Consider the following 22,785-nt stretch of genomic DNA (forward strand, 5'->3'; position numbering starts at 1 on the left):
CGCCGATGCTCGACTGGACCGATCGTCATTGCCGTTACTTCCACCGGTTGCTGAGCAAAGAGACGCTGCTGTATACCGAAATGGTGACCACTGGCGCGATCATCCATGGCAAAGGGGATTACCTGGCTTACAGCGAGGAAGAGCATCCGGTAGCGTTACAGCTAGGGGGGAGCGATCCTGCGGCATTGGCCCACTGTGCCAAACTGGCTGAACAGAGGGGTTATGATGAGATCAACCTCAATGTTGGTTGCCCCTCTGATCGGGTGCAGAACGGCATGTTTGGTGCCTGTCTGATGGGCCAGGCTACGCTGGTGGCCGACTGTATCAAAGCGATGCGCGATGCGGTGTCGATCCCGGTTACGGTTAAAACCCGTATTGGTATCGATGACCAGGATAGCTATGCATTCCTGTGTGATTTTATCGCCACCGTTGCCGAGCGAGGCGAGTGCGATATGTTCACCATTCATGCCCGTAAAGCCTGGCTTTCCGGCCTGAGCCCGAAGGAAAACCGCGAAGTCCCGCCGTTGGACTATCCGCGTGTTTATCAGTTGAAACGTGATTTCCCGGCGTTGACTATCGCTATCAACGGCGGTGTGAAGACGCTGGAAGAGGCTAAACAGCACCTGCAGCATGTGGACGGTGTAATGATGGGCCGTGAGGCGTATCAGAATCCGGGGATACTTGCCCGAGTCGATAGCGAGATATTTGATACGCAAAGCAAGGTGATGGATAACGTTGCCATTATCGAATCCCTTTATCCGTATATTGAGCATGAGCTGGCGAACGGTACCTATTTGGGGCACATTACCCGCCATATCCTTGGCTTGTTCCAAGGTGTGCCCGGTGCGCGGCAGTGGCGACGCTATCTGAGTGAAAATGCGCATAAGCCGGGTGCTGATGTTCGGGTCGTTGAACAAGCGTTGGCTTTGGTGCGCTCACCGCGAGCAGAATTGGCCTAATCTGCTATTTATTTGACTAAAATTTGGTTTTTTTGACCAAGGGCGTCATTTGTCCTGGTGCTATTTTCGTTATTTTTCAATAGATTATATTTATCTCCACATTGGCACGTTTCTTGTAATAGACAAAGCAGACACATTGTTTTGCCAAGGAGCAATCTATGTTGGAACTTTTCTTTATTATCGGTTTTGTCGTTATGTTGCTGGTGACTGGGGTCTCACTGCTGGGCGTAATTGCTGCGTTGTTTGTCGCGGCGGCTTTTATGCTGTTAGGTGGGTTGTTTGCCATGGTAATTAAATTGTTACCATGGTTGATACTGGCAGTGATTGGTGTGTGGATTTACCGTTCAATGCAGAAACCGCAAATCCGGCGCTATTGAGATTTTTTGCTGTAATATCAGTCACCCATACTGAAAATTGCATTACGGTTTGCTAGCTAGTGCGGTGGAGATCACACCTTGGTGTTTTCGATGCGTGTGCGGCAAACTAAACATGTTTTTTACATCTTGTGGCTGCTAGGATGTTTCCCTCTGCAGTAATGCGGATGTTTTCATCACCGTTGGGGAAAATAATAGTGTTGCCAAAGCAACCCCCGCGTCTCCGGCGGATTTCGGCTCTACCCTACACAACGCAGTAACAGATAGGGCTCCGCAAGGAGCCCTTTTCTTTTGCTTAAAGGCCGGGGATCAGCAGGCAGGAGCCGCTGGTTTTGCCGCTTTCAAGTAACTGATGTGCCCGTTGTGCATCGGCAAGTGCAAATATCTGCTCTTTCTTCACATCAACTCTTATCGCCCCGCTGCCAATCAGCGAGAACAGCTCATTACTGGCAAACTGCAGTTCTTGGCGGTTGGTAATATAACCATTAAGCGAAGGGCGGGTAACGTACAGCGAGCCTTTCTGGTTGAGCAGAGACAGATCAACCCCGGTTACCGGGCCGGATGCGTTACCGAAACTGACCAACAACCCGCGACGTTTCAGGCAATTGAGTGAGTCTTGCCAGGTACTTTTCCCTACCGAGTCATAAACGACGTTAACTTTCTCGCCGTTAGTCAGCTCTTCCACACGTTGGACAATGTTTTCTTCACGATAGTTGATGGTTGCCCATGCACCAGCGCGCTTAGCCAGCGCTGCTTTTTCGTCAGAACTCACACTACCGATCAACCGGGCCCCCAGTGCTTTGGCCCACTGGCAGGCGATCAGCCCAACTCCACCTGCGGCGGCATGGAACAGGAAAATCTCACCGGGTTTAACCTCGTAGGTCTGGCGTAGCAGATAATGCACGGTCAACCCTTTGAGAAAAGAGGCTGCACCCTGCTCAAAGCTCAGGTTATCAGGCAGGATCGCCAGCCTATCCTCCTGAACGTTGTGCACTTCAGCGTAGGCACCTTGAGTGGACTGAGCATAAACCACACGATCGCCGGGTTTGAACGCAGCAACGCCAGGCCCCACTTTTATCACCACCCCCGCGGCTTCAGAGCCTAACCCACTGGGGAATTTTTCCGGGGAGTACAGCCCGCTACGAATGTAGGTATCGATAAAGTTGATACCAATCGCCTTGTTCTCAACCTGTACTTCGCCAACTGCGGGATCAACGGGCGTAAAATCTACATATTGCAATACTTCCGGGCCGCCTGTGGCGGAGAATTGAATGCGCTTTGCCATGTCGTTACCTCCCTTGACTGTTTGGTTCCACCCTACGCTTTTCAGTATCGGCTAGCCAGTTCGCTGTATGGTAGTTTATCCTTTTTTGCTAAGGTCATGACGCAGGAATCGTCGATTAAAATCACGTATACTCTCGCGTCAGGCCCCACCCTTCGCAACCGGATAAAGTAACGCTTCATGGCAGGCAAAAAACCAACCAACAAAACAAGCACCTACGAACCCAGAGACCGCCAGATGGAAGGGCTGAAGATGCCGCCACATTCGCTGGAGGCGGAGCAGTCCGTGTTGGGCGGTTTGATGCTGGATAACGAACGTTGGGATAATGTCGCTGAACGCGTGGTCTCCAACGATTTCTTTAGCCGTCCGCATCGCCTGATCTTTACCGAGATGCAGCGCCTGTTGGAAATGAGCCGGCCAATTGACCTGATTACGCTGTCCGAATCGTTGGAGCAGAAAGGGGAGTTGGAGTCAGTGGGCGGATTTGCCTATCTGGCGGAACTGTCCAAGAACACCCCAAGTGCGGCCAACATCGGTGCTTATGCCGACATTGTGCGTGAGCGTGCGGTAGTTCGTGAGATGATTTCCGTGGCTAACGAGATTGCCGATGCGGGTTACGATCCGCAAGGGCGAAGCAGCGAGGACTTGCTCGATCTGGCCGAATCCCGTGTGTTTCAGATCGCTGAAAACCGTGCCAGCAAAGACGAAGGCCCGAAGGGTATCGAGCGTATTCTGGAAGATACCGTTGCCCGTATTGAACAACTCTATCAGCAACCTCATGACGGTGTGACGGGGGTGGATACTGGCTATCATGACCTCAACAAGAAAACCGCTGGTCTGCAAAAATCTGATCTGATCATCGTTGCAGCTCGTCCTTCGATGGGTAAAACCACGTTCGCCATGAACCTGTGTGAACATGCCGCGATGACGCAGGATAAGCCAGTGCTGATCTTCAGCCTGGAGATGCCCGGCAACCAGATCATGATGCGTATGCTGGCTTCGCTTTCACGGGTGGATCAGACCCGTATCCGAACCGGCCAGCTCGATGATGAGGATTGGGCACGCATTTCCAGCACCATGGGGATCCTGCTGGAGAAACGCAATATGTATATCGACGACTCCTCCGGCCTGACACCAACCGAGGTGCGTTCCCGTGCGCGGCGTATTTTCCGCGAACATGACGGGCTTAGCCTGATTATGATCGACTACCTGCAGTTGATGCGAGTGCCCGCATTGTCTGATAACCGTACGCTGGAAATTGCCGAAATCTCCCGCTCCCTGAAAGCATTGGCGAAAGAGCTGCAGGTGCCGGTGGTGGCGCTGTCACAGCTGAACCGCAGCCTGGAACAACGCGCAGATAAACGCCCGGTCAACTCCGACTTGCGTGAATCCGGCTCCATTGAGCAGGATGCTGACCTGATTATGTTCATCTACCGTGATGAGGTTTATCACGAGAACAGCGATCTCAAAGGGATCGCTGAAATTATTCTGGGTAAGCAGCGTAACGGCCCCATCGGTACCGTGCGCCTCACTTTTAACGGCCAATGGTCGCGCTTCGATAACTACGCGGGGCCACAATATGATGATGAATAATCAGCTAAGGAACTGAAATGAAAGCGGCAACCGCTGTAATTGACCGCCGCGCTCTGCGACATAACCTGCAACAGGTGCGCCATATGGCACCACAAAGCCGCCTGGTTGCCGTTGTGAAAGCAAACGCTTATGGTCATGGCCTGCTGGAAACCGCCCACACGCTGCAAGATGCCGATTGCTTCGGCGTAGCGCGCATTGGCGAAGCGCTAATGCTGAGGGCTGGTGGCGTCGTCAAACCCATCTTGTTACTGGAAGGTTTCTTCTGTGCGGAGGATCTGCCGGCACTGGTGGCGAATAATCTCGAAACCGCTGTCCACAGCCTCGAACAGCTGGAAGCGCTGGAGCAGAGCGAATTGGCGCATCCGCTGCGGGTATGGATGAAAATGGATACCGGGATGCACCGTTTGGGGATTCGCCCGGAGCAGGCGGAAGAGATTTATCAGCGTTTGTGCGCCTGCCGTAATGTGTTGCAACCGGTCAATATCATGAGCCATTTCAGCCGTGCCGACGAGCCGCAGGTGGATACCACCGTGCAGCAGATCGACTGTTTTGAACGTTTTGCCGCTGATAAACCGGGGAAAAAATCGATTGCAGCTTCCGGCGGGACTCTGCTGTGGTCACAGGCACATTACGACTGGGTGCGGCCAGGAATTATTCTTTACGGTGTTTCCCCACTAGACACGCTTTATGCCGACAGCTTTGGTCTGCAGCCAGCCATGACGCTTAAATCCAGCCTGATTGCGGTGCGTGAGCATAAAGCCGGTGAGCCTGTGGGCTATGGTGGTATCTGGGTGAGCGAACGGGATACCCGTCTGGGTGTGGTCGCCATGGGTTATGGTGATGGTTATCCACGCAGTGTACTTCCCGGCACGCCGATGTGGGTTAATGGCCGTGAAGTGCCGATAGTTGGCCGCGTATCGATGGATATGATTTCAGTCGATCTTGGGCCAGGTGCGGCGGATAAAGTGGGTGATGAAGTGGTGTTATGGGGCAATGAATTGCCGGTTGAGCGCGTTGCTGCTTTCAGCGGAATAAGTGCCTATGAGCTGATCACCAAACTGACCCAGCGTGTCGCAATGGAATATATCGGCGAGTAGTCTGCGGTTTTCCCCTCACCTTTGCATCGCGCTAAGGTGAGGGATACCACCTATACCCTTCATACTTCAAGTTGCTTGGGTGTTGGCTGCGTTACTCGGCCCATGTCGGGCCTCGCCCCTTCGGGGCCGCTGCAAGCAGCGTTCAAATCTGCCAAGCAGATTTGTCGTTCACCCTAGTCACATAGTTTATCTATGCTCCTAGGGCCTCACTCAGTTGCCGCCTACAAGCAACTCGAATTTTTTTGGTATAGATTACTTCTTTACCGCCAACCACTGCTCGATAATCTTCTGGTACTCCCCACTGGCTTTGCTCAAGTGCAGCCACTGATCGACATACAGTTTCCAACTCATATCGTCGCGTGGCAGCATGTACGCCTTCTCGCCATATTGCATCGGTTTATCCGGGCTTACCGCACACAATTTAGGGTAGCGTTTCTGCTGATACAGGGCTTCAGAGGCATCGGTAATCATCACGTCCGCTTTGCGATCGACCAATTGCTGGAAAATCCCCATATTGTCGTGAGACAGGGTCAGGTTAGCCTTTGGCAGATAGGCGCGAACAAAGGCTTCGTTGGTCCCGCCAGCAGGTTCTATCAGACGAACCGAAGGTTTATTAATCTGCTCAATAGTGCGGTACTTTTTCACGTCGGTGCACCGTACCAGCGGTATTTTTCCATCAGTATCAAGACGTTCAGCGAAGAATACCTGTTTCTGACGTTCCAGCGTGACAGAAATCCCCCCCATAGCGATATCGCATTTCCCTGCTACAAAGTCTGGCATCAGGGTTTTCCAGGTGGTTTTAACCCATTTCACTTTAGCCCCAAGGCTTTTGGCCAGCGATTCGGCCATGGCGATATCAATCCCCTCATAGCTGCCATCGTCATTCAGGAAGGTGTAAGGCTTGTAATCACCGGTGGTGCAGACTGTCAGCACTTTTTGCTGTAACACCTTGTCCAGATTGGATTGCGCACTGGCGCTTCCGGCAGCAAGCAGCAAAGCGAGAGGTAATAGTTTCTTCATTTCTTGTCCCTTTTATGCCTTCTGTCCCTCAAGCCATAGCCTGAGTATCATCCGGCAAATATTTTAGTGGTTTTATGCGCTATTTAGCCGCTAATTGTTGTTAGTTTGCGTGGTTTTCCCGTTTTTTATGCCATTGATGAGCAGAGAAACTGGCTTTATTCCTGCGCCTCTCACAACCCGATAAGGGTGATGGTTTCAAGGATAAAAAAACTGATAGGCTGTACCGTCAACATTTATTAACACATTTTACAGGTGGCTATGTACAACATTGACGATTTTGATATGAAAATCCTGACGCTGCTACAGGCCAACGGGCGTTTGACCAATCAGGAACTGAGTGAACTGGTTGGGCTTTCGGCTTCCCAGTGTTCACGTCGGCGTATCAGCCTGGAACAGGCTCAACTGATTAAGGGGTATCATGCGCGTCTGGCACCGGAAGCCGTAGGTTTGGGGCTGGTGGGCCTGATCGAGGTGAGCCTGGTCTCCCATGCTCAGGAGCAGATTGACAGCTTTCATCAAATGCTGGAAGACGTAGACGCGATTGTCGATGCTTACAAGACGACCGGGGATGCCGATTATTTGTTGAAAGTTGCGCTAGCAGACCTGCCAGCATTGAGCGAATTTATCAGCCAGACGCTTTCGCGGCATAAGAGCGTTGCGCATATCAAAACAGCGGTGGTGCTGGACCGGATTAAAGAAAATGGTTTGCTGCCAGTAACGCGATAAAGCTGAAGCCAAACCGCGGTTTGCAGATATAGTAGGCTGTGTCCAGAACAACCCAAATCAGGAGAACCAACCCGTGTTTCAGAATGTTGATGCCTATGCAGGTGACCCGATCCTGTCGCTAATGGAAAAATTCAAAAAAGATCCGCGTACTCACAAAGTTAACCTGAGTATCGGCCTCTATTATAACGAGCAGGGCATTATTCCGCAGATGAAGGCCGTTGCGGCGGCAGAGGCCCAGCTTAACAGCGTCGAGCACGGGGCCTCGGTCTATTTGCCGATGGAAGGACTGCAGCCATACCGCAGTGCGATCCAGCAACTGTTGTTCGGTGCCGAGCATACTATGATGCAACAGGGGCGCATTGCCACCATCCAAACCGTTGGTGGTTCTGGTGCGCTGAAAGTCGGTGCCGATTTTCTCAAAAGCTACTTCCCGGATTCCCAGGTATGGGTCAGCGATCCTACCTGGGAAAACCACGTGGCGATCTTTGCTGGTGCCGGTTTTAAGGTGAACACTTACCCCTATTTTGATGGTGAAAACCTGGGGGTGAATTTTGACGCGATGCTGAGCACGCTGAAAACGCTACCAGCCAAAAGCATTGTGTTATTGCACCCGTGTTGCCATAACCCGACCGGTTCAGATCTCACCGCTACTCAGTGGGATGAAGTGGTTAAAGCGATCGCTGAGCGTGAATTGATCCCGTTCCTCGACATTGCCTATCAGGGTTTTGGCGGAGGGATCGAGCAGGATGTCTACGCTATTCGCGCTATTGCGGCGGCTGGCCTGCCAAGCCTGGTGAGCAATTCATTCTCGAAAATCTTCTCGCTTTACGGTGAGCGCGTTGGCGGGCTTTCCGTGGTGTGTGAAAGCAATGAGGCTGCCGAGCGTGTGCTTGGGCAACTGAAAGCCACCGTGCGCCGTAACTACTCCAGCCCACCGAACTTTGGTGCGCAGGTGGTGGCAAAAGTATTGAATGACGCGCAACTCAAGGCTGAGTGGCTGGCTGAAGTCGAATCTATGCGCACCCGTATCCTGGAAATGCGTAAGGTGCTGGTTGAGACTTTGAAGAGCGCTTTGCCGCAGCGTAATTTTGATTACCTGCTGGAGCAGCGTGGGATGTTCAGTTACACCGGTTTCAGTGCGGCGCAGGTTGATCGCCTGCGCGAGGAGTTCGGCGTTTATCTGATCCACAGTGGGCGTATGTGTGTGGCTGGTCTCAACCATAACAACGTGCGTCAGGTGGCTGAGGCATTTGCCGCCGTGCAGTGATTGAGCGCTGTGCCATCTATTGACTCGGAGGAGTGACGGTGAACAAACAGCAACTGATTGATTATTGCCTGACCAAACCGGGCAGTGAGCATGACTATCAAAACGATTGGCAGGCAGATCGTGTCAGGGTTGCCGAGAAAATGTTTGCATTGATCGGTGAAGCCTATGGTCGACCAGCGATCTCGCTGAAATGTGGGGTAGAACTCGCGGAGCAACTGCGTGGGCAACATGCGGAAATTATCCCAGGTTACTATCTCAATAAAGCGCATTGGAACAGTGTCTTCCTGGATGGTGCACTACCAGATTCACAGTTTTATCAGTTGATCGACATTTCGTATCAGTTGGTTACGGCCGGGTTATCGAAGAAGAAACGCCAAGAATTGGGTATCTGAGAGCAAAGCTCCTCTCCTGCCGCCGAGCAGGAGAGGAGGTTGAGGCTATTTTTTAGTCAAAATCGGCTTCAGGAAACGCGCCGTGTGTGACTCTTTGCAGTTCGCTACGGTTTCCGGTGTGCCAGACACCAGGATCTCGCCCCCGCCGCTCCCGCCCTCAGGCCCCAGATCGACAATCCAATCTGCTGTCTTAATCACGTCCAGATTGTGTTCAATCACCACGATAGTATTGCCCTGATCGCGTAACTGATGCAGAACCGCCAGTAGCTGCTGGATATCGGCGAAATGCAGGCCCGTGGTTGGTTCATCAAGGATATACAGTGTCTGGCCGGTGCCACGTTTCGACAGCTCACGTGCCAGTTTCACGCGCTGTGCCTCACCACCTGAAAGAGTGGTTGCCGACTGGCCCAGACGGATGTAAGAAAGCCCTACCTCCATCAGAGTTTGCAGCTTGCGTGCCAGTGCCGGTACCGCGTCGAAGAAATCACGAGCCTCTTCAATGGTCATATCCAGCACTTCGTGGATATTCTTACCCTTATACTTCACTTCCAACGTTTCACGGTTATAGCGCTTGCCCTTGCACTGATCGCATGGCACGTAGATATCTGGCAGGAAGTGCATCTCTACCTTGATCACACCGTCGCCTTGGCAGGCTTCACAGCGCCCACCCTTCACGTTAAAGCTGAAGCGGCCAGGTGTATATCCACGGGTGCGGGATTCCGGTACGCCGGCAAACAGTTCACGTACCGGCGTGAAGATCCCAGTGTAGGTCGCTGGGTTAGAACGTGGCGTGCGGCCAATCGGGCTCTGATCGATGTCGATCACCTTGTCGAAATGCTCCAGCCCGGTTACTTCCCGGTAAGGGGACGGTTCGGCAATGGTGGCTCCGTTGAGCTGACGCTGGGCAATTGGGAAAAGCGTATCGTTGATCAGCGTTGACTTACCAGAGCCGGAAACACCGGTAATACAGGTAAACAGCCCCACAGGCAGTGTCAGTGTGACATCTTTGAGGTTATTGCCACGTGCACCGCTTAGTTTCAGCACTTTAGTCGGGTCTGCTGGCACGCGCTGTGCCGGAATAGCGATTTCGCGCTTACCGCTAAGGAACTGGCCGGTCAATGATTCCGGCTGGGCCATGATGTCTTCAACGGTGCCTTCCGCAACCACTTGCCCACCGTGCACGCCGGCACCGGGGCCAATATCGATCACATGGTCAGCGGCGCGGATTGCGTCTTCATCGTGTTCAACCACAATCACGGTATTACCCAGATTGCGCAGATGGATCAGAGTTTCCAACAGGCGCTCGTTATCGCGCTGGTGCAAACCGATGGAAGGCTCATCCAGAACGTACATCACGCCCACCAGACCTGCGCCGATCTGGCTGGCCAGACGGATACGCTGAGCCTCCCCGCCGGAAAGTGTCTCCGCAGAACGCGACAGCGAAAGGTAGTTCAAACCGACATTGACCAGGAATTTCAGGCGATCGCCGATCTCTTTCAACACCTTTTCGGCGATCTGAGCACGCTGGCCACTCAGCTTCATATTCTGGAAGAATGCCATCGCGTGGCCGATGCTGAGATCTGAAATCTCGGGCAAGGTGGTATCTTCCACGAACACGTTACGCGCCTCTTCGCGCAGGCGGGTACCATGGCACGAAGTACAAGGGCGATTACTGATAAATTTGGCCAGCTCTTCGCGCACTGCGCTGGACTCAGTCTCTTTGTAACGGCGCTCCATGTTGTGCAGCACACCTTCAAACGGATGGCGGCGCACGGTGGTATCACCGCGATCGTTGATGTATTTGAATTCGATCGATTCTTTGCCTGAGCCGCTGAGTACCGCTTTTTGTACGCTGGTATTCAGGCTATTGAACGGCGCTTCAACATCAAAATCATAGTGCTCGGCCAGTGAGCGCAGCATCTGGAAGTAATAGAAGTTGCGGCGATCCCAGCCGCGGATAGCACCACCGGCCAGAGAAAGGTCGGGATTTTGTACCACACGTTCAGGATCGAAAAATTGCTGTACACCCAGCCCATCACAGGTTGGGCAGGCTCCCGCCGGGTTGTTGAACGAGAACAGGCGTGGTTCCAGTTCGCGCATGCTGTAACCACAGATTGGACAGGCAAAATTGGCAGAGAACAGCAGTTCTTGCGCTTTTTCGTCGTCCATATCTGCCACCACGGCGGTCCCACCGGAAAGTTCCAACGCGGTTTCAAAAGACTCGGCCAGGCGTTGAGCCAGATCGTCGCGAACTTTGAAACGATCAACGACCACTTCAATGGTGTGTTTCTTTTGCAGCTCCAGCTTTGGCGGATCGGAGAGATCGCACACTTCACCATCGATGCGCGCACGGATATAGCCCTGGGTTGCCAGGTTTTCCAATGTTTTGGTGTGCTCGCCCTTACGATCTTTCACCACCGGTGCCAATAACATCAGGCGTTTGCCTTCCGGCTGATTGAGGACGTTATCCACCATCTGGCTGACCGTCTGTGCTGCGAGGGGAACTTGGTGCTCCGGGCAGCGGGGTTCGCCGACACGGGCAAACAGCAGACGCAGATAATCGTGAATTTCAGTGATGGTCCCCACCGTGGAGCGTGGGTTGTGTGAAGTTGATTTCTGCTCGATGGATATCGCGGGTGACAGACCTTCAATATGGTCGACGTCGGGTTTTTCCATCAGCGAAAGAAACTGGCGTGCATAGGCAGAGAGCGATTCGACGTAGCGCCGTTGCCCTTCGGCATACAGTGTATCAAAAGCCAGTGAGGACTTGCCTGAACCCGACAGACCGGTGACAACAATCAGCTTGTCACGTGGAATAATCAGGTTGATGTTTTTGAGATTATGGGTTCTAGCACCACGAACTTCGATGTTGTCCATTTACACTTCCCGTCTTGATGATACACCGCGCCTGTCAGCGTTCTATTAACCAATGATTCTGTGATCTAACCTGCAAAAAAACGGCACGGCCAGTACGAAACGCATAATTATGACACAAAAAAACCTGAATGAATATCCAGTATAGGAATGCAACTAAGTCAATTGCAGAGACATTTCTGGAAGGAACTTCGCAGGTATAATCTAAGCATATGGCATGCTACAATTTGTGGTTTAGACTTAGCACACTTAATGACTCATCAGGAGATTGAACATGGCCAGCAGAGGCGTAAATAAAGTAATTCTGGTCGGGAATCTGGGCCAGGACCCTGAAGTCCGTTACATGCCTAATGGTGGCGCGGTTGCCAACATTACTCTGGCGACTTCAGAAAGCTGGCGTGATAAAGCTACTGGCGAGCAGAAAGAAAAAACGGAATGGCACCGCGTTGTGCTGTTCGGCAAACTGGCAGAAGTAGCGGGTGAGTATCTGCGTAAAGGCTCTCAGGTTTATATCGAAGGTGCGCTGCAGACACGTAAATGGACCGATCAGGCGGGTGTCGAAAAGTACACTACCGAAGTCGTGGTAAACGTGGGCGGCACCATGCAGATGCTGGGTGGCCGTCAAGGTGGTGGCGCTCCGGCTGGTGGTGGCCAACCGGCGGGCGGCCAACAGAGTGGTTGGGGGCAACCTCAGCAGCCGCAGGGTGGCAGTCAGTTCAGCGGCGGCCAGCAGCAGGCTCGTCCAGCTCAAAGCAGTGCGCCAGCGGCCAGCAACGAGCCCCCAATGGATTTCGACGACGACATTCCCTTCTAATTTCTATTTTTAAATCTATAAATCAAATGGTTATCTCAATTCATCGAGATAACCGTAGGCTGTTGGATCGCCTATTGCAAACCTGATTTGTCCTTATCCAGTAATGGGTTCGAACCTCGAAAGAGCAAGGGGGTGCAGCACGTCTGGAAAAGGCTGGTTGCGGGGAACGAATCTACTTTGCGCCAGCCGTTGCAAGTCCCATAGCCATAGGGTTAAGCCTGATAGGTATCTGTTAAAAGCCGTAGCTGTATGGTTAGCGTAAAGTCGCCCTCACCAAGCAGGTAGAACTAAACGTCATTATCATTTACAGCGATCCATGTATAGCAATCCGTTACCTTGTTAGCTACTATTAATGTATAGCATTTTGTTACCATGAAGAGGATTCTATGCAGAATTTCGTTCGTAAACCCACTCGTGACAAGCAAATTAATGTCCGTGCGACTGAAGAAGAGCGTGCAGTAATCGATTATGCCGCAAGTCTGATCAACAAGAACCGCACTGACTTTATTATTGAAAAGGCTGTTCACGAGGCACAGAACATCATTCTAGATCAGCGTGTATTCGTCCTTGATGACGCTCGTTATCAGGCATTCATTGAACAGCTTGAAGCCCCAGTACAAAACGTAGAAGGGCGCAAACGCTTGATGGATGTGAAGCCTGAATGGAAGTAATCATTACCGCGCCGGAACTGCTGGCAGAAGAGCACGTTCTTCAGCCGTTCGACTGCGGAAATGAGGTGTTGAGTGATTGGCTGCCCCGCCGAGCCATTAAAAACCAACTTCAGAATGCCTCCCGCACCTTCGTTATCTGTCTGAAGGGCACGAAGCGAGTAGTAGGTTACTATTCCCTTGCAACCGGTTCAGTCTGTCACATCGATGTAGGTCGTACTCTTCGCCAGAACATGCCCGACCCCATTCCCATCGTCCTTTTGGGGCGTCTGGCGGTCGATGAATCTACTCAGGGCAATCGCTTTGGCAAATGGCTTCTTAATGATGCCGTGAGGCGCGTTTCTAATCTAGCAGACCAAGTGGGTATTAAAGCCATCATGGTGCATGCGATTGATGATCGAGCGAGAGAATTCTATGAGTACTTCGGTTTTGTACAGTCTCCTATCGCTCTGAATACACTCTTCTACAAGATTTGATGTTTCTTCAATTGTGGGGCGGCATTGGGTAGCAAAGTCAAATACATCTGTAACCCAAATTATTATCAATACAATAAAGCCCCGCCAGGTAATGCTGTTGACATTATCTGGCGGGGCTTAACTATATTTTGTCAGTTAATGTGTTGGCGATCAGTTGAAGATTTCAGCGGTGCCGTACATTTTGTTTTTGCCACCGGCAGCAATAATGCGGTAAGAGCTAGCGCCAGCGGCTTCTGCTTTGCTTGCCAGTTCAGCTTCCAGCGCACTCAGGTTGTTTACACCGCTTACAGACACTACACCGATTTTTTGTGCACCAGCAGCGGGTTGATTGCTCAACTGATCGGCGGCGATGCTGGCGAAAGAAGCAGAGGTCAGAAGAATAGCGGCAGCAAAAAATTTGATGGTTTTCATGGTATAATCCTTAAAGTTTATATTAGGTGAGAGGTTGTATTCTCTCGATGTGACAAATACTAAGCTAAGTATCCCTAATGGAAAATCGAAGGGTTTTGAGTATTTTATTCAAATAAATTGATGTTGAAAAAAGGATAGAACCAAATCGGCATAGGGGAAGTTATACTCTAAATAATTAGATTTTCACGCAAGGTAACGTTATGAATTCCCGGCAGTATAGCTCACTACGTAACTGGGGTGAGCAAGCACAGCCATTAAACAGATAGTTTGAAATGTGGTGATTATGGCGTTGAACTATTTTGCTTTAGTATAATTTACTTGCTGAATAGGTATATTCACGACTTATTGAAATAAATAAAAATGCCCACATAAATTTAATAATAAGATCTTAAAGACCGATTTATTGATGCCAAGTTAAGGTCGTGATAGTCTTTTATTAGGATTTCATCGATAAATCAATGGAGTGAGGAAGTGTTGATAGATAAGGTACCTAGCCTGCCCCACAATGGGACGGTCACTGAATTTTTTTCGGTATTATTCCTGATACTAATATTTTTTCCTTGGGGGCGAACTGCGTATGCGAATGCTCCATACACGCTATGGGCTGAAGCTGGGACGAATGATTTGATCATGGAGTTCGACAGAAGAGAGTTCCTCAGCAACCGCGCAGGAACTACTATAAATATATCATTTATATCAGCAGGGACCTGGTACACTTTTTACAATCTTCCTGAACGTGCCCCTACTTATCCTTTATTCATATCCGCTGATACCGTTCTTCCAGCTTCTGATAAATCAGATAATTTTCGGAAATTGGATGAAAATCTTGATATTTCTATATCAATTAGAGGTTTGCATTCTTATGTGGAGAGTCCTCGAACTATACCTTTTGATTGGAGCAACGATGGTTATTACAGCAGAATGGCTCTGCCTCTAGGTATCAATAAAACGATAATAAGATTGCAAGGTAATATCAGGTTAAGGCTACGCAGGGACATCAGTGCAGACGAAGTCTTAATGCCGTATGGAAGGTTAGTTGCAAAAGTTTATGGGAAACTGCAACCAGAATCTGTGCCTTATGTTCCAAGAAACCCGATCCCGGTGGCAACGATCGCGTTGCGCCCGAGTGGTGCTCCTTACCCTATCAGTTGCAGTATTAGTATCAATAATCAGAATGCCTATGATGTGAAATTTGGCAACCTTAACAGCGCAAATATAACTACGGATGGTGGCCGCTATGCTCAGGCCTTACCGCTTTTTTATAAATGCAATGCTAAAGTCAACATACCGATAAAAATAAAATTGATTGCGGAAAATAGCAGTTTCTCTACTGATTATATTTCTACCAGTAATCCTGATATTGGTATAGTGATGAAATATGCTAACGGTAGCAGAATAGTCAAACCTATGGGGAATTTTACTGGGCATCTGATCAATGGCTATGGAACTGAATTAGTATCCTTTACTCCGGTTAAAAAGCCTAGCGGAAAAGCAATCAAGACTGGGGATTTTACCGCTTCTGCAGTTTTGATGGTGTCTTTTGAATAATGGAGTTAGGCACATCGCTAGTCAGAGGGATTGCCGATACAAGAAAGCCCCGCCAGGTAATGCTGTGGACATTATCTGGCGGGGCTTAACTATTTGTCAGTTAATATGCTAACGATCAGTTAAAGATTTCAGCGCTACCGTACATTTTGTTTTTGCCACCGGCAGCAATAATGCGGTAAGAGCTAGCGCCCACGGCTTCTGCTTTGCTTGCCAATGCCGCTTCTAGAGCACTCAGGTTACTTGCGCCGCTTACAGACACTACACCGATTTTTTGTGCACCAGCAGCGGGTTGATTGCTCAACTGATCGGCGGCGATGCTGGCGAAAGAAGCAGTGGTCAGAAGAATAGCAGCAGCAAAAAATTTGATGGTTTTCATGGTATGATCCTTAAAATTTATATTAGGTGAGAGTCCGTATCCTCTCGATGTGACAAATACTAGGCTAAGTATCCCTAATAGAAAATCGAAGTGTTTTGAGTATTTAATTCAAATAAATTGACTATTATGGCAAGGGTAAAACCAGATTGGCGAGGGGTGAAGGGGGCAACTACCTTTAATGCAAAGTTTGTAACCGGAGAAGACCTATGATTACCGTTCATCACCTTAACAACTCACGTTCACAGCGCATCTTATGGTTTTTGGAGGAGTTGGGGGTTCCTTATCAGATCCAGCGTTATCAGCGCGATGCAGTTACCATGCTTGCGCCAAAGGAACTGCAAAGAATCCATCCTCTAGGGAAATCGCCCGTTATCGTTGATGGCGATCTGACGCTGGCGGAATCAGGTGCCATTATTGAGTATTTACAGGAAGCCTACGATGCTCAGGGACTATTCAAGCCGGCCGAGTTTCATGCTCGCCAGGAATATCGCTATTGGCTGCATTATGCCGAAGGTTCGTTAATGCCGTTGCTGGTAATGAAACTGGTGTTTAACCGCTTAGGGCAGCCACCTGTCCCGTGGGTGATCCGTCCGTTGGCTGGAGCCATCGGCAAAGGTGTCCAAAAGGAGTATCTGGATAAACAGATTGCCACCCACCGTAACTATCTTGATCAACACCTGAATAAAAGCGCCTGGTTTGTTGGCAATCAATTCAGCGCAGCGGATGTTCAAATGAGCTTCCCGCTAGAGGCGTTAGCTGGACGAGGTGGGCTGGATGGATATCCGGCGTTGCAGGATTTTCTGCGGCGCATTCATGCTCGCCCCGCCTATCAGAGAGGTCTGGAACTGGGGGGGCCGTTTAACCTGCCCGAGTAAGCCTAAAATGCGAGCATCGATAAATAGGTAATGCTCGCAAACCAAGCATTCTGGATAGTTCCCCGCCTCAATTGTTAGCGTGATCAGTCTCACATTATCGTCAAAGCTCATTCCCGGTTAGTTTTTGCATAAAATGTCGCGATCTTTAGTTGATCAGACGGCATAGAAGGCTAGATAATCGTTTGCCTTAAAAATACCTTTCAAATCTCAAGTCAGAACGTTGTCGGTTTGGTTTGAGATCTTTTGGGTAAGACCACCATAAATTCTCCGCTTCACGCAATGAGAGTTAAACGTTTGCCTATTATATGGCTTCATTTGGCCAAGTTACTGAAGGGTATGGAAGTGAACGTGACGGAAACGGTTTCGTAATGACCATGCGTGAGTGGAATAACAAGCCTATTCTTACAGGCTGGCAATGAAAACAGGGGACAGCAACATGTCGAAATCTCAAGCGAATAACGCCGTGAAACCAAAAGGCGGGCTTGATGCGTATTTTCAACTTTCAGCACGGGGTACTAACGTGCGTCAGGAAGTGGTGGCTGGGTTAACTACTTTCCTGGCAATGGTGTATTCGGTGATTGTGGTCCCCAGCATGCTGGGCAAAGCCGGTTTTCCTCCAACGGCGGTGTTTGTTGCCACCTGTCTGGTGGCTGGTTTGGGCTCCTTGCTGATGGGGCTGTGGGCCAACCTGCCAATGGCGATAGGTTGTGCTATTTCACTGACGGCGTTTACCGCTTTCAGTCTGGTACTGGGCCAGCACATCAGCATTCCCGTGGCGCTGGGTGCGGTATTCTTGATGGGGGTGCTGTTCACCATTATCTCGGTGACCGGCATTCGCTCGTGGATCCTGCGTAACCTGCCAATGGGCGTGGCGCATGGTACAGGTATTGGTATCGGTCTGTTTCTGTTGCTGATTGCCGCCAACGGTGTCGGCCTGGTGGTAAAAAACCCATTGGATGGCTTGCCGGTGGCGCTGGGGGCATTCACCTCGTTCCCGGTGGTAATGACCCTGCTTGGGCTGGCAGTGATCTTTGGTCTGGAAAAATTGCGTGTACCGGGCGGGATCCTGCTGGTAATCATCGCTATTTCCGTTATTGCCCTGATTTTTGATCCTGCGGTTAAATATCAGGGGCTATTTGCCATGCCGAGTCTGGCGGGGCCCGACGGTAAGTCGTTAATTTTCAGCCTGGATATTATGGGCGCTTTGCAGCCTGTGGTGTTGCCAAGCGTGCTGGCATTGGTGATGACGGCGGTGTTCGACGCCACGGGTACTATCCGTGCGGTGGCGGGGCAGGCAAATCTGCTGGATAAAGATGGGCAGATCATCAACGGTGGCAAAGCGTTGACTTCAGACTCCCTGAGTAGCATCTTCTCCGGTTTGGTAGGGGCAGCGCCAGCGGCAGTCTATATCGAATCTGCTGCGGGTACGGCGGCTGGTGGGAAAACCGGCCTGACGGCAACGGTAGTGGGGATTTTATTCCTGCTGATCCTGTTCTTGTCACCACTGTCTTATCTGGTGCCGGTGTATGCCACTGCACCTGCCCTGATGTATGTTGGTCTGTTGATGTTAAGTAACGTGACCAAACTGGACTTCAACGACTTCGTTGATGCTATGGCCGGTTTGCTGTGTGCAGTGTTTATCGTGCTGACGTGCAATATCGTGACCGGCATTATGTTGGGCTTCAGTTCATTGGTGATTGGCCGCGTATTCTCAGGTGAGTGGCGCAAGCTTAATATCGGTACCGTGCTGATTGCCGTGGCGCTGGTGGCGTTCTATGCCGGCGGCTGGGCGATATAAATCACTCCGTTTATACCGGGGCACAGTGTTGTGCCCCGGTACCTTCCCAAAAATTTCATCGCTTGTTCCTACCTCTGGTTATTAAAATAAAACAGGCTTTAATCCGACGAAAAAAGTGATCTACTATTGGGCATTACTTTGCCAGCGAGCTTCGGTGTTCTGAACTGTAGAGTCTAAGGAAAGCATGGAAATCTTTTTTACCATCCTCATTCTGATCCTGGTGGTTTCTCTTTCCGGGGTCATAACACGTATGTTGCCATTTCAGATCCCTCTGCCGTTAATACAGATAGTGATTGGGGCGTTGCTGGCCTGGCCGCATTTTGGGCTGCATGTCGATTTTGATCCTGAGCTGTTCCTGGTGTTGTTTATCCCGCCGTTACTGTTTGCCGATGGTTGGAAAACGCCAACGCGTGAATTTTTGCACCATGGGCGTGAAATCCTTGGGCTGGCATTGGTACTGGTATTGATCACCGTGGTTGGCGTGGGCTACCTCATTTATCTGATGGTTCCGGGGATCCCACTGGTTGCGGCATTTGCGCTGGCGGCGGTACTGTCGCCAACTGATGCCGTTGCCCTGAGCGGTATTGTGGGTAAGGGGCGTATTCCGAAGTCGATCATGGGCGTGCTGGAAGGTGAGGCACTGATGAACGATGCTTCCGGTCTGGTTTCGCTGAAATTTGCCATTGCGGTCGCGATGGGCACCATGGTGTTTACCGTCGGTGGGGCCACCCTGGAATTCTTGAAAGTGGCCATTGGTGGTCTTTTGGCTGGCGTTGCGGTGACCTGGACCTACAGCAAATGCCTGCGCATGATGAGCCGTTGGAGTGGCGACGATCCGGCAACGCAGATTGTGTTCCTGTTGCTGTTGCCATTCGCCTCTTATCTGATCGCCGAACATATCGGCGTTTCCGGCATCCTGGCTGCCGTAGCTGCGGGGATGACCATCAGCCAGTCTGGCGTGATCCGCAATGCGCCGTTGACCATGCGTCTGCGCGCCAACAGCGTCTGGGCCATGTTGGAGTTTGTGTTCAACGGGATGGTATTCATCATGCTTGGGCTGCAACTGCCGGGTATTTTGGAAACTTCTATCCTTCAGGCTGAATTGGATCCCACCATCGAAACCTGGTACCTATTCACCGACGTAGCGATTATCTACGCCGCATTGCTGGCGTTGCGTTTTACCTGGCTGTGGTTGATGAAAAACGCCAGCAAACGTTTTATGAAAAAGCGCCCGCTGCTGTTTGGTGATTACAGTACGCGTGAACTGTGGGTGGCATCTTTTGCGGGAGTCCGTGGGGCGATCACCTTGGCAGGTGTGCTCTCTATTCCGTTGCTACTCAGTGATGGCACGGCTTTCCCGGCGCGTTACCAACTGGTGTTTATCGCCACCGGGGTGATCCTGCTGTCGCTGATTGTTGGCGTATTGGTCTTGCCACAACTGCTGCGTGGGATGTATGTCGTTGATAAGAGCGCCAGCAAGAAGGAAGAGCGGATGGCGATTGCCCTGGCTGCGGAAGTGGGTATCCAAAGCATCAACAAAATGGAAGAACGCCTGCTTGCAGATACGGAGGAAAACTTTGATCCAGAGGTGCTTAAAGAGATCAGCTCAAGGGTGGTAGGCACGCTGCGGCGGCGTATCACCAGTAAAGATGATATCGAGAATGCGCTAATGCTGGAAAATCTGGAGCGGCGCTTCCGTCTAACGGCATTGCGGGCTGAGCGTGGTGAGCTTTATCACCTGCGTGCTACGCAGAAAATCAGCAATGAAACGCTGCAAAAGCTGTTAAACGATCTCGATTTGATGGAAGCCTTGTTAGTGGAGCGAGAAGGCTAAGGGAGCAAGCCTACGGCCAATAGTCGCGACAACAGGCAATCCAGGCTTGCGCGCTGTGGGAGAGATAGCTGCCATGGCGCCAGACAAGCCCGACTTGCCACGCCATACGTGGTTTCAGCGGTAGCCAGATAAGGTTCTCTTTATCAAGCCATTGGCACACAGGTTCAGGCAAGGTAGCAATGCCAACCCCAGCCTGAACCATGGCTGCCAGGAAGTCCCACTGGCCGCTGCGCACGGCAATCCTGGGTTCGAAACCCGCCTGCTGGAACGCCGCCATCAGCATTTTATACAGCGTGAAATCCTCGTTATAAATCAGGATTGGCCAGGCGGCGAGCTCACTGATATTAATACTGGTGCGGTTATGCCAATTTGTCGATTTGGGGGCCACAACGCACATCGGGTGGCTAAACAGAGGGAGAAAGCTTAACGGTTGTTCAGGCCCGATAGGCAGTATGGTCATTGCCAAATCCAATTCGCCAGACAACACCGCTTGCTCAACCGAAAGGCCACCCAATTCGGAAATTCTGAGTTCGATACCTGGATAGGTCTGGCGAAATTGTCTGATCATGCCGGCTATCTGCCTGCCAACCATGGGGGGAATGCCTAAGCGTAATACCCCTTTTTTCACCGAGCTAATATCTCCCAATTCGGCCTCTAGCTGGCGGAATTCATCAAGGATAGCCAACCCGCGTTGATAGACGGCTTGCCCACTGTCGGTGAGATGCAGTTTGCGCCCTTCACGTATCAGCAGTGTACACTCCAGCTCATCTTCCAGATGGCGTAACATCTTGCTGATGGTGGGTTGGGTAACAAACAGCTTTTCGGCTGCACGGGTGAAACTTTGCTGGCGAACGACTTCAACAAAATAGCGTAGGGTTCGGACATCCACTTTAGGGAACTCCTTTTGGCGATACGTATGGGCAACTATGCCCATACGGCATGATATGAATGATTTTAATTCATTTCTGGCAGGGTTTCCTGGCTGCGTATACTAGGCTGTGTCCCTTAATTGCCCGTGGTGCCGTCGCAGACCCAAAAACCCGTTATCAAGGCGGAGGGTGAAGGGCAGAGTGGCCCTCTGTTCAAACCTGACTTTACTTCGAACGGGCTTTTGGGGCGCGACCCTTCGGGCTGGGGCCATTTACGCGCATTGCTGCGTTGTTCGCCGCTTATTTGGTCCACCAAACCTCGCGGCTCACTCCTTGCCCTGCGCGCAAATGACCACCAGCGGCGCTCACGTGCAATTAAGGGACACAGCCTAAAGGCTATGGTTTATGTCTGAGGTTTACTTCATGTTTCTGGCGTTGCGCCGTGCTGCCCCACCTTTACTGAATCGCCTACAGGTGCCGATTCAGGTTGTGCTATATGCCTTGCTATTTCTGGCTGCCGATCAACTGGTCAGACAGTTCCACCTGCCTTTACCCGCCAATATCGTCGGAATGCTGATGCTGCTGGCACTGATCCTGTTGCGTATTCTCCCGTTGAATTGGGTTAAGGCTGGATCACGTTGGTTACTGGCCGAAATGCTGCTGTTTTTTGTGCCTGCGGTGGTCGCGGTGGTGAATTATGCCCAATTGTTGATGGTGGAAGGCTGGAAGATTTTTCTGGTGATTGCTATCAGCACCATGTTGACGCTGGGAGTTACCGGGCTGGTGGTCGACCGCGTTTACCGTTTTGAAATCTGGTCACAACGGCGGAAACAGCGAGATGCATAATTTTATCCTCAGTGCGCTCTGCTTTGCAGTTACCCTAGCGCTCTACTTTGCTAATAAAAAGCTTTACCGCCGCCGCCGCTCTTTGCTGTTGATGCCATTGGTACTGACCCCCATGGTGTTGGTTGCACTGCTGGTGGTGACGCATATTTCATACCAGAGTTATATCGGTGAAACGCATTGGCTGCTGTGGTTGCTTGGCCCGGCGACTATCGCTTTTGCTGTTCCGGTATACGAAAACCTGCCGATTATCCGCCGCCATTGGCTTTCACTCAGCGTTGGGGTACTCACGGCTGTCGTCGTGGCGGTTTGTAGTTCGGTATGGTTGGCGCGCTTGTTGACGCTACCTGATGAAGTCCAGCGTAGTCTGGCGGTGCGCTCCATCACCACGCCATTTGCCTTGGAAGCGGCCAAGCAGGTTGGTGGGCAGCCGGACTTGGTAGCGCTGTTCGTGGTGATAACGGGTGTGTTCGGCATGGCTGTCGGCGATATTCTGTTTCTGCGTTTATCGGTGCGCAGCGGTTTGGCGAAAGGGGCCGGATTTGGCGCTTCATCCCACGGAGCGGGAACCGCCAGAGCTTATGAGATTGGTCAGCAGGAGGGGGTAGTCTCCAGCTTGGTGATGATGCTTGCAGGGGTTGTCACGGTGATCGGTGCGCCACTGATAAGCCGATTAATGTCGTAACACC

General features: G+C 51.1%; 22 protein-coding genes. 16 read left to right on the forward strand and 6 right to left on the reverse strand.

Going from position 1 to position 22,785, the window contains the following annotated elements:
- The first annotated feature begins 5 nt into the window (after nucleotides 1-5).
- Together dusA and pspG are read left to right on the forward strand one after the other, a co-directional pair.
- Entirely contained in the window at nucleotides 6-959 is a 954-nt protein-coding gene (gene dusA / locus SAQUA_RS02090; protein ID WP_404413196.1) for a tRNA dihydrouridine(20/20a) synthase DusA, read from the forward strand.
- Between the two features lie 158 nt (nucleotides 960-1,117).
- Nucleotides 1,118-1,336: an envelope stress response protein PspG gene (gene pspG / locus SAQUA_RS02095; RefSeq protein WP_380677310.1), complete on the forward strand. Its 219-nt coding sequence runs from the start codon at nucleotides 1,118-1,120 to the stop codon at nucleotides 1,334-1,336.
- 292 nt (nucleotides 1,337-1,628) lie between these two features.
- Here the strand turns inward: pspG and SAQUA_RS02100 are convergent, their stop codons facing one another.
- Nucleotides 1,629-2,618 (reverse strand): quinone oxidoreductase, encoded by a 990-nt coding sequence (locus SAQUA_RS02100; RefSeq protein WP_380677312.1) that lies wholly within the window; start codon nucleotides 2,616-2,618, stop codon nucleotides 1,629-1,631.
- A gap of 177 nt (nucleotides 2,619-2,795) precedes the next feature.
- Here SAQUA_RS02100 and dnaB point away from each other — a divergent pair, with 177 nt between their 5' ends.
- Entirely contained in the window at nucleotides 2,796-4,208 is a 1,413-nt protein-coding gene (dnaB, locus tag SAQUA_RS02105) for a replicative DNA helicase (RefSeq protein ID WP_380677314.1), read from the forward strand.
- Between the two features lie 17 nt (nucleotides 4,209-4,225).
- Entirely contained in the window at nucleotides 4,226-5,305 is a 1,080-nt protein-coding gene (gene alr, locus SAQUA_RS02110; protein WP_380677316.1) for an alanine racemase, read from the forward strand.
- Nucleotides 5,306-5,557: 252 nt separating this feature from the next.
- Here alr and SAQUA_RS02115 read toward each other — a convergent pair whose 3' ends face one another.
- On the reverse strand, nucleotides 5,558-6,325 hold the full coding sequence (locus tag SAQUA_RS02115) for a transporter substrate-binding domain-containing protein (protein ID WP_380677318.1): 768 nt from the start codon (nucleotides 6,323-6,325) through the stop codon (nucleotides 5,558-5,560).
- Between the two features lie 258 nt (nucleotides 6,326-6,583).
- Between SAQUA_RS02115 and SAQUA_RS02120 the strand changes: the two genes are divergently transcribed.
- The 3 genes from SAQUA_RS02120 to SAQUA_RS02130 all read left to right on the forward strand — a co-directional run bounded on the left by SAQUA_RS02120 (nucleotide 6,584) and on the right by SAQUA_RS02130 (nucleotide 8,710).
- Nucleotides 6,584-7,051 carry an Lrp/AsnC family transcriptional regulator gene (locus tag SAQUA_RS02120; protein WP_380677320.1) on the forward strand — a complete coding sequence of 156 codons (468 nt, stop codon included), beginning with the start codon at nucleotides 6,584-6,586 and terminating at the stop codon, nucleotides 7,049-7,051.
- Nucleotides 7,052-7,124: 73 nt separating this feature from the next.
- Entirely contained in the window at nucleotides 7,125-8,318 is a 1,194-nt protein-coding gene (locus SAQUA_RS02125; protein WP_380677322.1) for an amino acid aminotransferase, read from the forward strand.
- A 38-nt stretch (nucleotides 8,319-8,356) separates the two neighbouring features.
- Nucleotides 8,357-8,710: an MmcQ/YjbR family DNA-binding protein gene (locus SAQUA_RS02130; RefSeq protein ID WP_380677324.1), complete on the forward strand. Its 354-nt coding sequence runs from the start codon at nucleotides 8,357-8,359 to the stop codon at nucleotides 8,708-8,710.
- A gap of 45 nt (nucleotides 8,711-8,755) precedes the next feature.
- Here the strand turns inward: SAQUA_RS02130 and uvrA are convergent, their stop codons facing one another.
- Nucleotides 8,756-11,587 carry an excinuclease ABC subunit UvrA gene (gene uvrA / locus SAQUA_RS02135; RefSeq protein ID WP_380677326.1) on the reverse strand — a complete coding sequence of 944 codons (2,832 nt, stop codon included), beginning with the start codon at nucleotides 11,585-11,587 and terminating at the stop codon, nucleotides 8,756-8,758.
- A gap of 271 nt (nucleotides 11,588-11,858) precedes the next feature.
- Between uvrA and ssb1 the strand changes: the two genes are divergently transcribed.
- From ssb1 to SAQUA_RS02150, 3 genes are all read left to right on the forward strand, one after another.
- A complete protein-coding gene (ssb1, locus tag SAQUA_RS02140) occupies nucleotides 11,859-12,398 on the forward strand; it encodes a single-stranded DNA-binding protein SSB1 (protein WP_380677328.1) in 540 nt (179 codons plus the stop codon).
- 386 nt (nucleotides 12,399-12,784) lie between these two features.
- Nucleotides 12,785-13,069 carry a DUF1778 domain-containing protein gene (locus SAQUA_RS02145; protein WP_380677330.1) on the forward strand — a complete coding sequence of 95 codons (285 nt, stop codon included), beginning with the start codon at nucleotides 12,785-12,787 and terminating at the stop codon, nucleotides 13,067-13,069.
- On the forward strand, nucleotides 13,060-13,542 hold the full coding sequence (locus tag SAQUA_RS02150; RefSeq protein WP_380677332.1) for a GNAT family N-acetyltransferase: 483 nt from the start codon (nucleotides 13,060-13,062) through the stop codon (nucleotides 13,540-13,542). The genes SAQUA_RS02145 and SAQUA_RS02150 overlap by 10 nt, the downstream gene beginning before the upstream one ends.
- Nucleotides 13,543-13,692: 150 nt before the next feature.
- On the opposite strand, the gene SAQUA_RS02155 is transcribed toward SAQUA_RS02150, so the two are convergent.
- Nucleotides 13,693-13,953 carry a YdgH/BhsA/McbA-like domain containing protein gene (locus SAQUA_RS02155; RefSeq protein WP_380677334.1) on the reverse strand — a complete coding sequence of 87 codons (261 nt, stop codon included), beginning with the start codon at nucleotides 13,951-13,953 and terminating at the stop codon, nucleotides 13,693-13,695.
- 471 nt (nucleotides 13,954-14,424) lie between these two features.
- Between SAQUA_RS02155 and SAQUA_RS02160 the strand changes: the two genes are divergently transcribed.
- Nucleotides 14,425-15,501, forward strand: a complete 1,077-nt coding sequence (locus SAQUA_RS02160) for a fimbrial protein (RefSeq protein ID WP_380677336.1) — start codon at nucleotides 14,425-14,427, stop codon at nucleotides 15,499-15,501.
- Nucleotides 15,502-15,616: 115 nt separating this feature from the next.
- Here the strand turns inward: SAQUA_RS02160 and SAQUA_RS02165 are convergent, their stop codons facing one another.
- Entirely contained in the window at nucleotides 15,617-15,877 is a 261-nt protein-coding gene (locus SAQUA_RS02165; protein ID WP_380677338.1) for a YdgH/BhsA/McbA-like domain containing protein, read from the reverse strand.
- Nucleotides 15,878-16,083: 206 nt separating this feature from the next.
- Between SAQUA_RS02165 and SAQUA_RS02170 the strand changes: the two genes are divergently transcribed.
- From SAQUA_RS02170 to SAQUA_RS02180, 3 genes are all read left to right on the forward strand, one after another.
- The gene (locus tag SAQUA_RS02170) at nucleotides 16,084-16,752 is read left to right on the forward strand and encodes a glutathione S-transferase family protein (protein WP_380677340.1); all 669 of its coding nucleotides are present in this window, start codon (nucleotides 16,084-16,086) and stop codon (nucleotides 16,750-16,752) included.
- Between the two features lie 436 nt (nucleotides 16,753-17,188).
- Entirely contained in the window at nucleotides 17,189-18,550 is a 1,362-nt protein-coding gene (locus tag SAQUA_RS02175; protein WP_380677342.1) for an NCS2 family permease, read from the forward strand.
- A 184-nt stretch (nucleotides 18,551-18,734) separates the two neighbouring features.
- Nucleotides 18,735-20,384, forward strand: coding sequence for a Na+/H+ antiporter (locus SAQUA_RS02180; RefSeq protein ID WP_380677344.1), 1,650 nt, complete (start codon nucleotides 18,735-18,737; stop codon nucleotides 20,382-20,384).
- Nucleotides 20,385-20,394: 10 nt separating this feature from the next.
- Here SAQUA_RS02180 and SAQUA_RS02185 read toward each other — a convergent pair whose 3' ends face one another.
- On the reverse strand, nucleotides 20,395-21,273 hold the full coding sequence (locus SAQUA_RS02185) for a LysR family transcriptional regulator (protein WP_380677346.1): 879 nt from the start codon (nucleotides 21,271-21,273) through the stop codon (nucleotides 20,395-20,397).
- Nucleotides 21,274-21,676: 403 nt separating this feature from the next.
- Here SAQUA_RS02185 and SAQUA_RS02190 point away from each other — a divergent pair, with 403 nt between their 5' ends.
- Together SAQUA_RS02190 and SAQUA_RS02195 are read left to right on the forward strand one after the other, a co-directional pair.
- Entirely contained in the window at nucleotides 21,677-22,099 is a 423-nt protein-coding gene (locus tag SAQUA_RS02190) for a CidA/LrgA family protein (RefSeq protein WP_380678216.1), read from the forward strand.
- A complete protein-coding gene (locus SAQUA_RS02195) occupies nucleotides 22,092-22,781 on the forward strand; it encodes an LrgB family protein (protein ID WP_380677348.1) in 690 nt (229 codons plus the stop codon). Before SAQUA_RS02190 ends, SAQUA_RS02195 begins: the two co-directional genes overlap by 8 nt.
- The last annotated feature ends 4 nt before the right edge of the window (nucleotides 22,782-22,785 follow it).

It is taken from the genome of Serratia aquatilis (genome assembly GCF_044865145.1).
Lineage (GTDB): Bacteria > Pseudomonadota > Gammaproteobacteria > Enterobacterales > Enterobacteriaceae > Chania > Chania aquatilis.

Bases quoted from the DNA above. Each gene is read 5' to 3' on its own strand.
- dusA (WP_404413196.1), top strand. From the start codon at position 6: ATGCTCGACTGGACCGATCGTCATTGCCGTTACTTCCACCGGTTGCTG.
- pspG (WP_380677310.1), top strand. From the start codon at position 1,118: ATGTTGGAACTTTTCTTTATTATCGGTTTTGTCGTTATGTTGCTGGTG.
- SAQUA_RS02100 (WP_380677312.1), bottom strand. From the start codon at position 2,618: ATGGCAAAGCGCATTCAATTCTCCGCCACAGGCGGCCCGGAAGTATTG.
- dnaB (WP_380677314.1), top strand. From the start codon at position 2,796: ATGGCAGGCAAAAAACCAACCAACAAAACAAGCACCTACGAACCCAGA.
- alr (WP_380677316.1), top strand. From the start codon at position 4,226: ATGAAAGCGGCAACCGCTGTAATTGACCGCCGCGCTCTGCGACATAAC.
- SAQUA_RS02115 (WP_380677318.1), bottom strand. From the start codon at position 6,325: ATGAAGAAACTATTACCTCTCGCTTTGCTGCTTGCTGCCGGAAGCGCC.
- SAQUA_RS02120 (WP_380677320.1), top strand. From the start codon at position 6,584: ATGTACAACATTGACGATTTTGATATGAAAATCCTGACGCTGCTACAG.
- uvrA (WP_380677326.1), bottom strand. From the start codon at position 11,587: ATGGACAACATCGAAGTTCGTGGTGCTAGAACCCATAATCTCAAAAAC.
- ssb1 (WP_380677328.1), top strand. From the start codon at position 11,859: ATGGCCAGCAGAGGCGTAAATAAAGTAATTCTGGTCGGGAATCTGGGC.
- SAQUA_RS02145 (WP_380677330.1), top strand. From the start codon at position 12,785: ATGCAGAATTTCGTTCGTAAACCCACTCGTGACAAGCAAATTAATGTC.
- SAQUA_RS02150 (WP_380677332.1), top strand. From the start codon at position 13,060: ATGGAAGTAATCATTACCGCGCCGGAACTGCTGGCAGAAGAGCACGTT.
- SAQUA_RS02155 (WP_380677334.1), bottom strand. From the start codon at position 13,953: ATGAAAACCATCAAATTTTTTGCTGCCGCTATTCTTCTGACCTCTGCT.
- SAQUA_RS02165 (WP_380677338.1), bottom strand. From the start codon at position 15,877: ATGAAAACCATCAAATTTTTTGCTGCTGCTATTCTTCTGACCACTGCT.
- SAQUA_RS02170 (WP_380677340.1), top strand. From the start codon at position 16,084: ATGATTACCGTTCATCACCTTAACAACTCACGTTCACAGCGCATCTTA.
- SAQUA_RS02175 (WP_380677342.1), top strand. From the start codon at position 17,189: ATGTCGAAATCTCAAGCGAATAACGCCGTGAAACCAAAAGGCGGGCTT.
- SAQUA_RS02180 (WP_380677344.1), top strand. From the start codon at position 18,735: ATGGAAATCTTTTTTACCATCCTCATTCTGATCCTGGTGGTTTCTCTT.
- SAQUA_RS02190 (WP_380678216.1), top strand. From the start codon at position 21,677: ATGTTTCTGGCGTTGCGCCGTGCTGCCCCACCTTTACTGAATCGCCTA.
- SAQUA_RS02195 (WP_380677348.1), top strand. From the start codon at position 22,092: ATGCATAATTTTATCCTCAGTGCGCTCTGCTTTGCAGTTACCCTAGCG.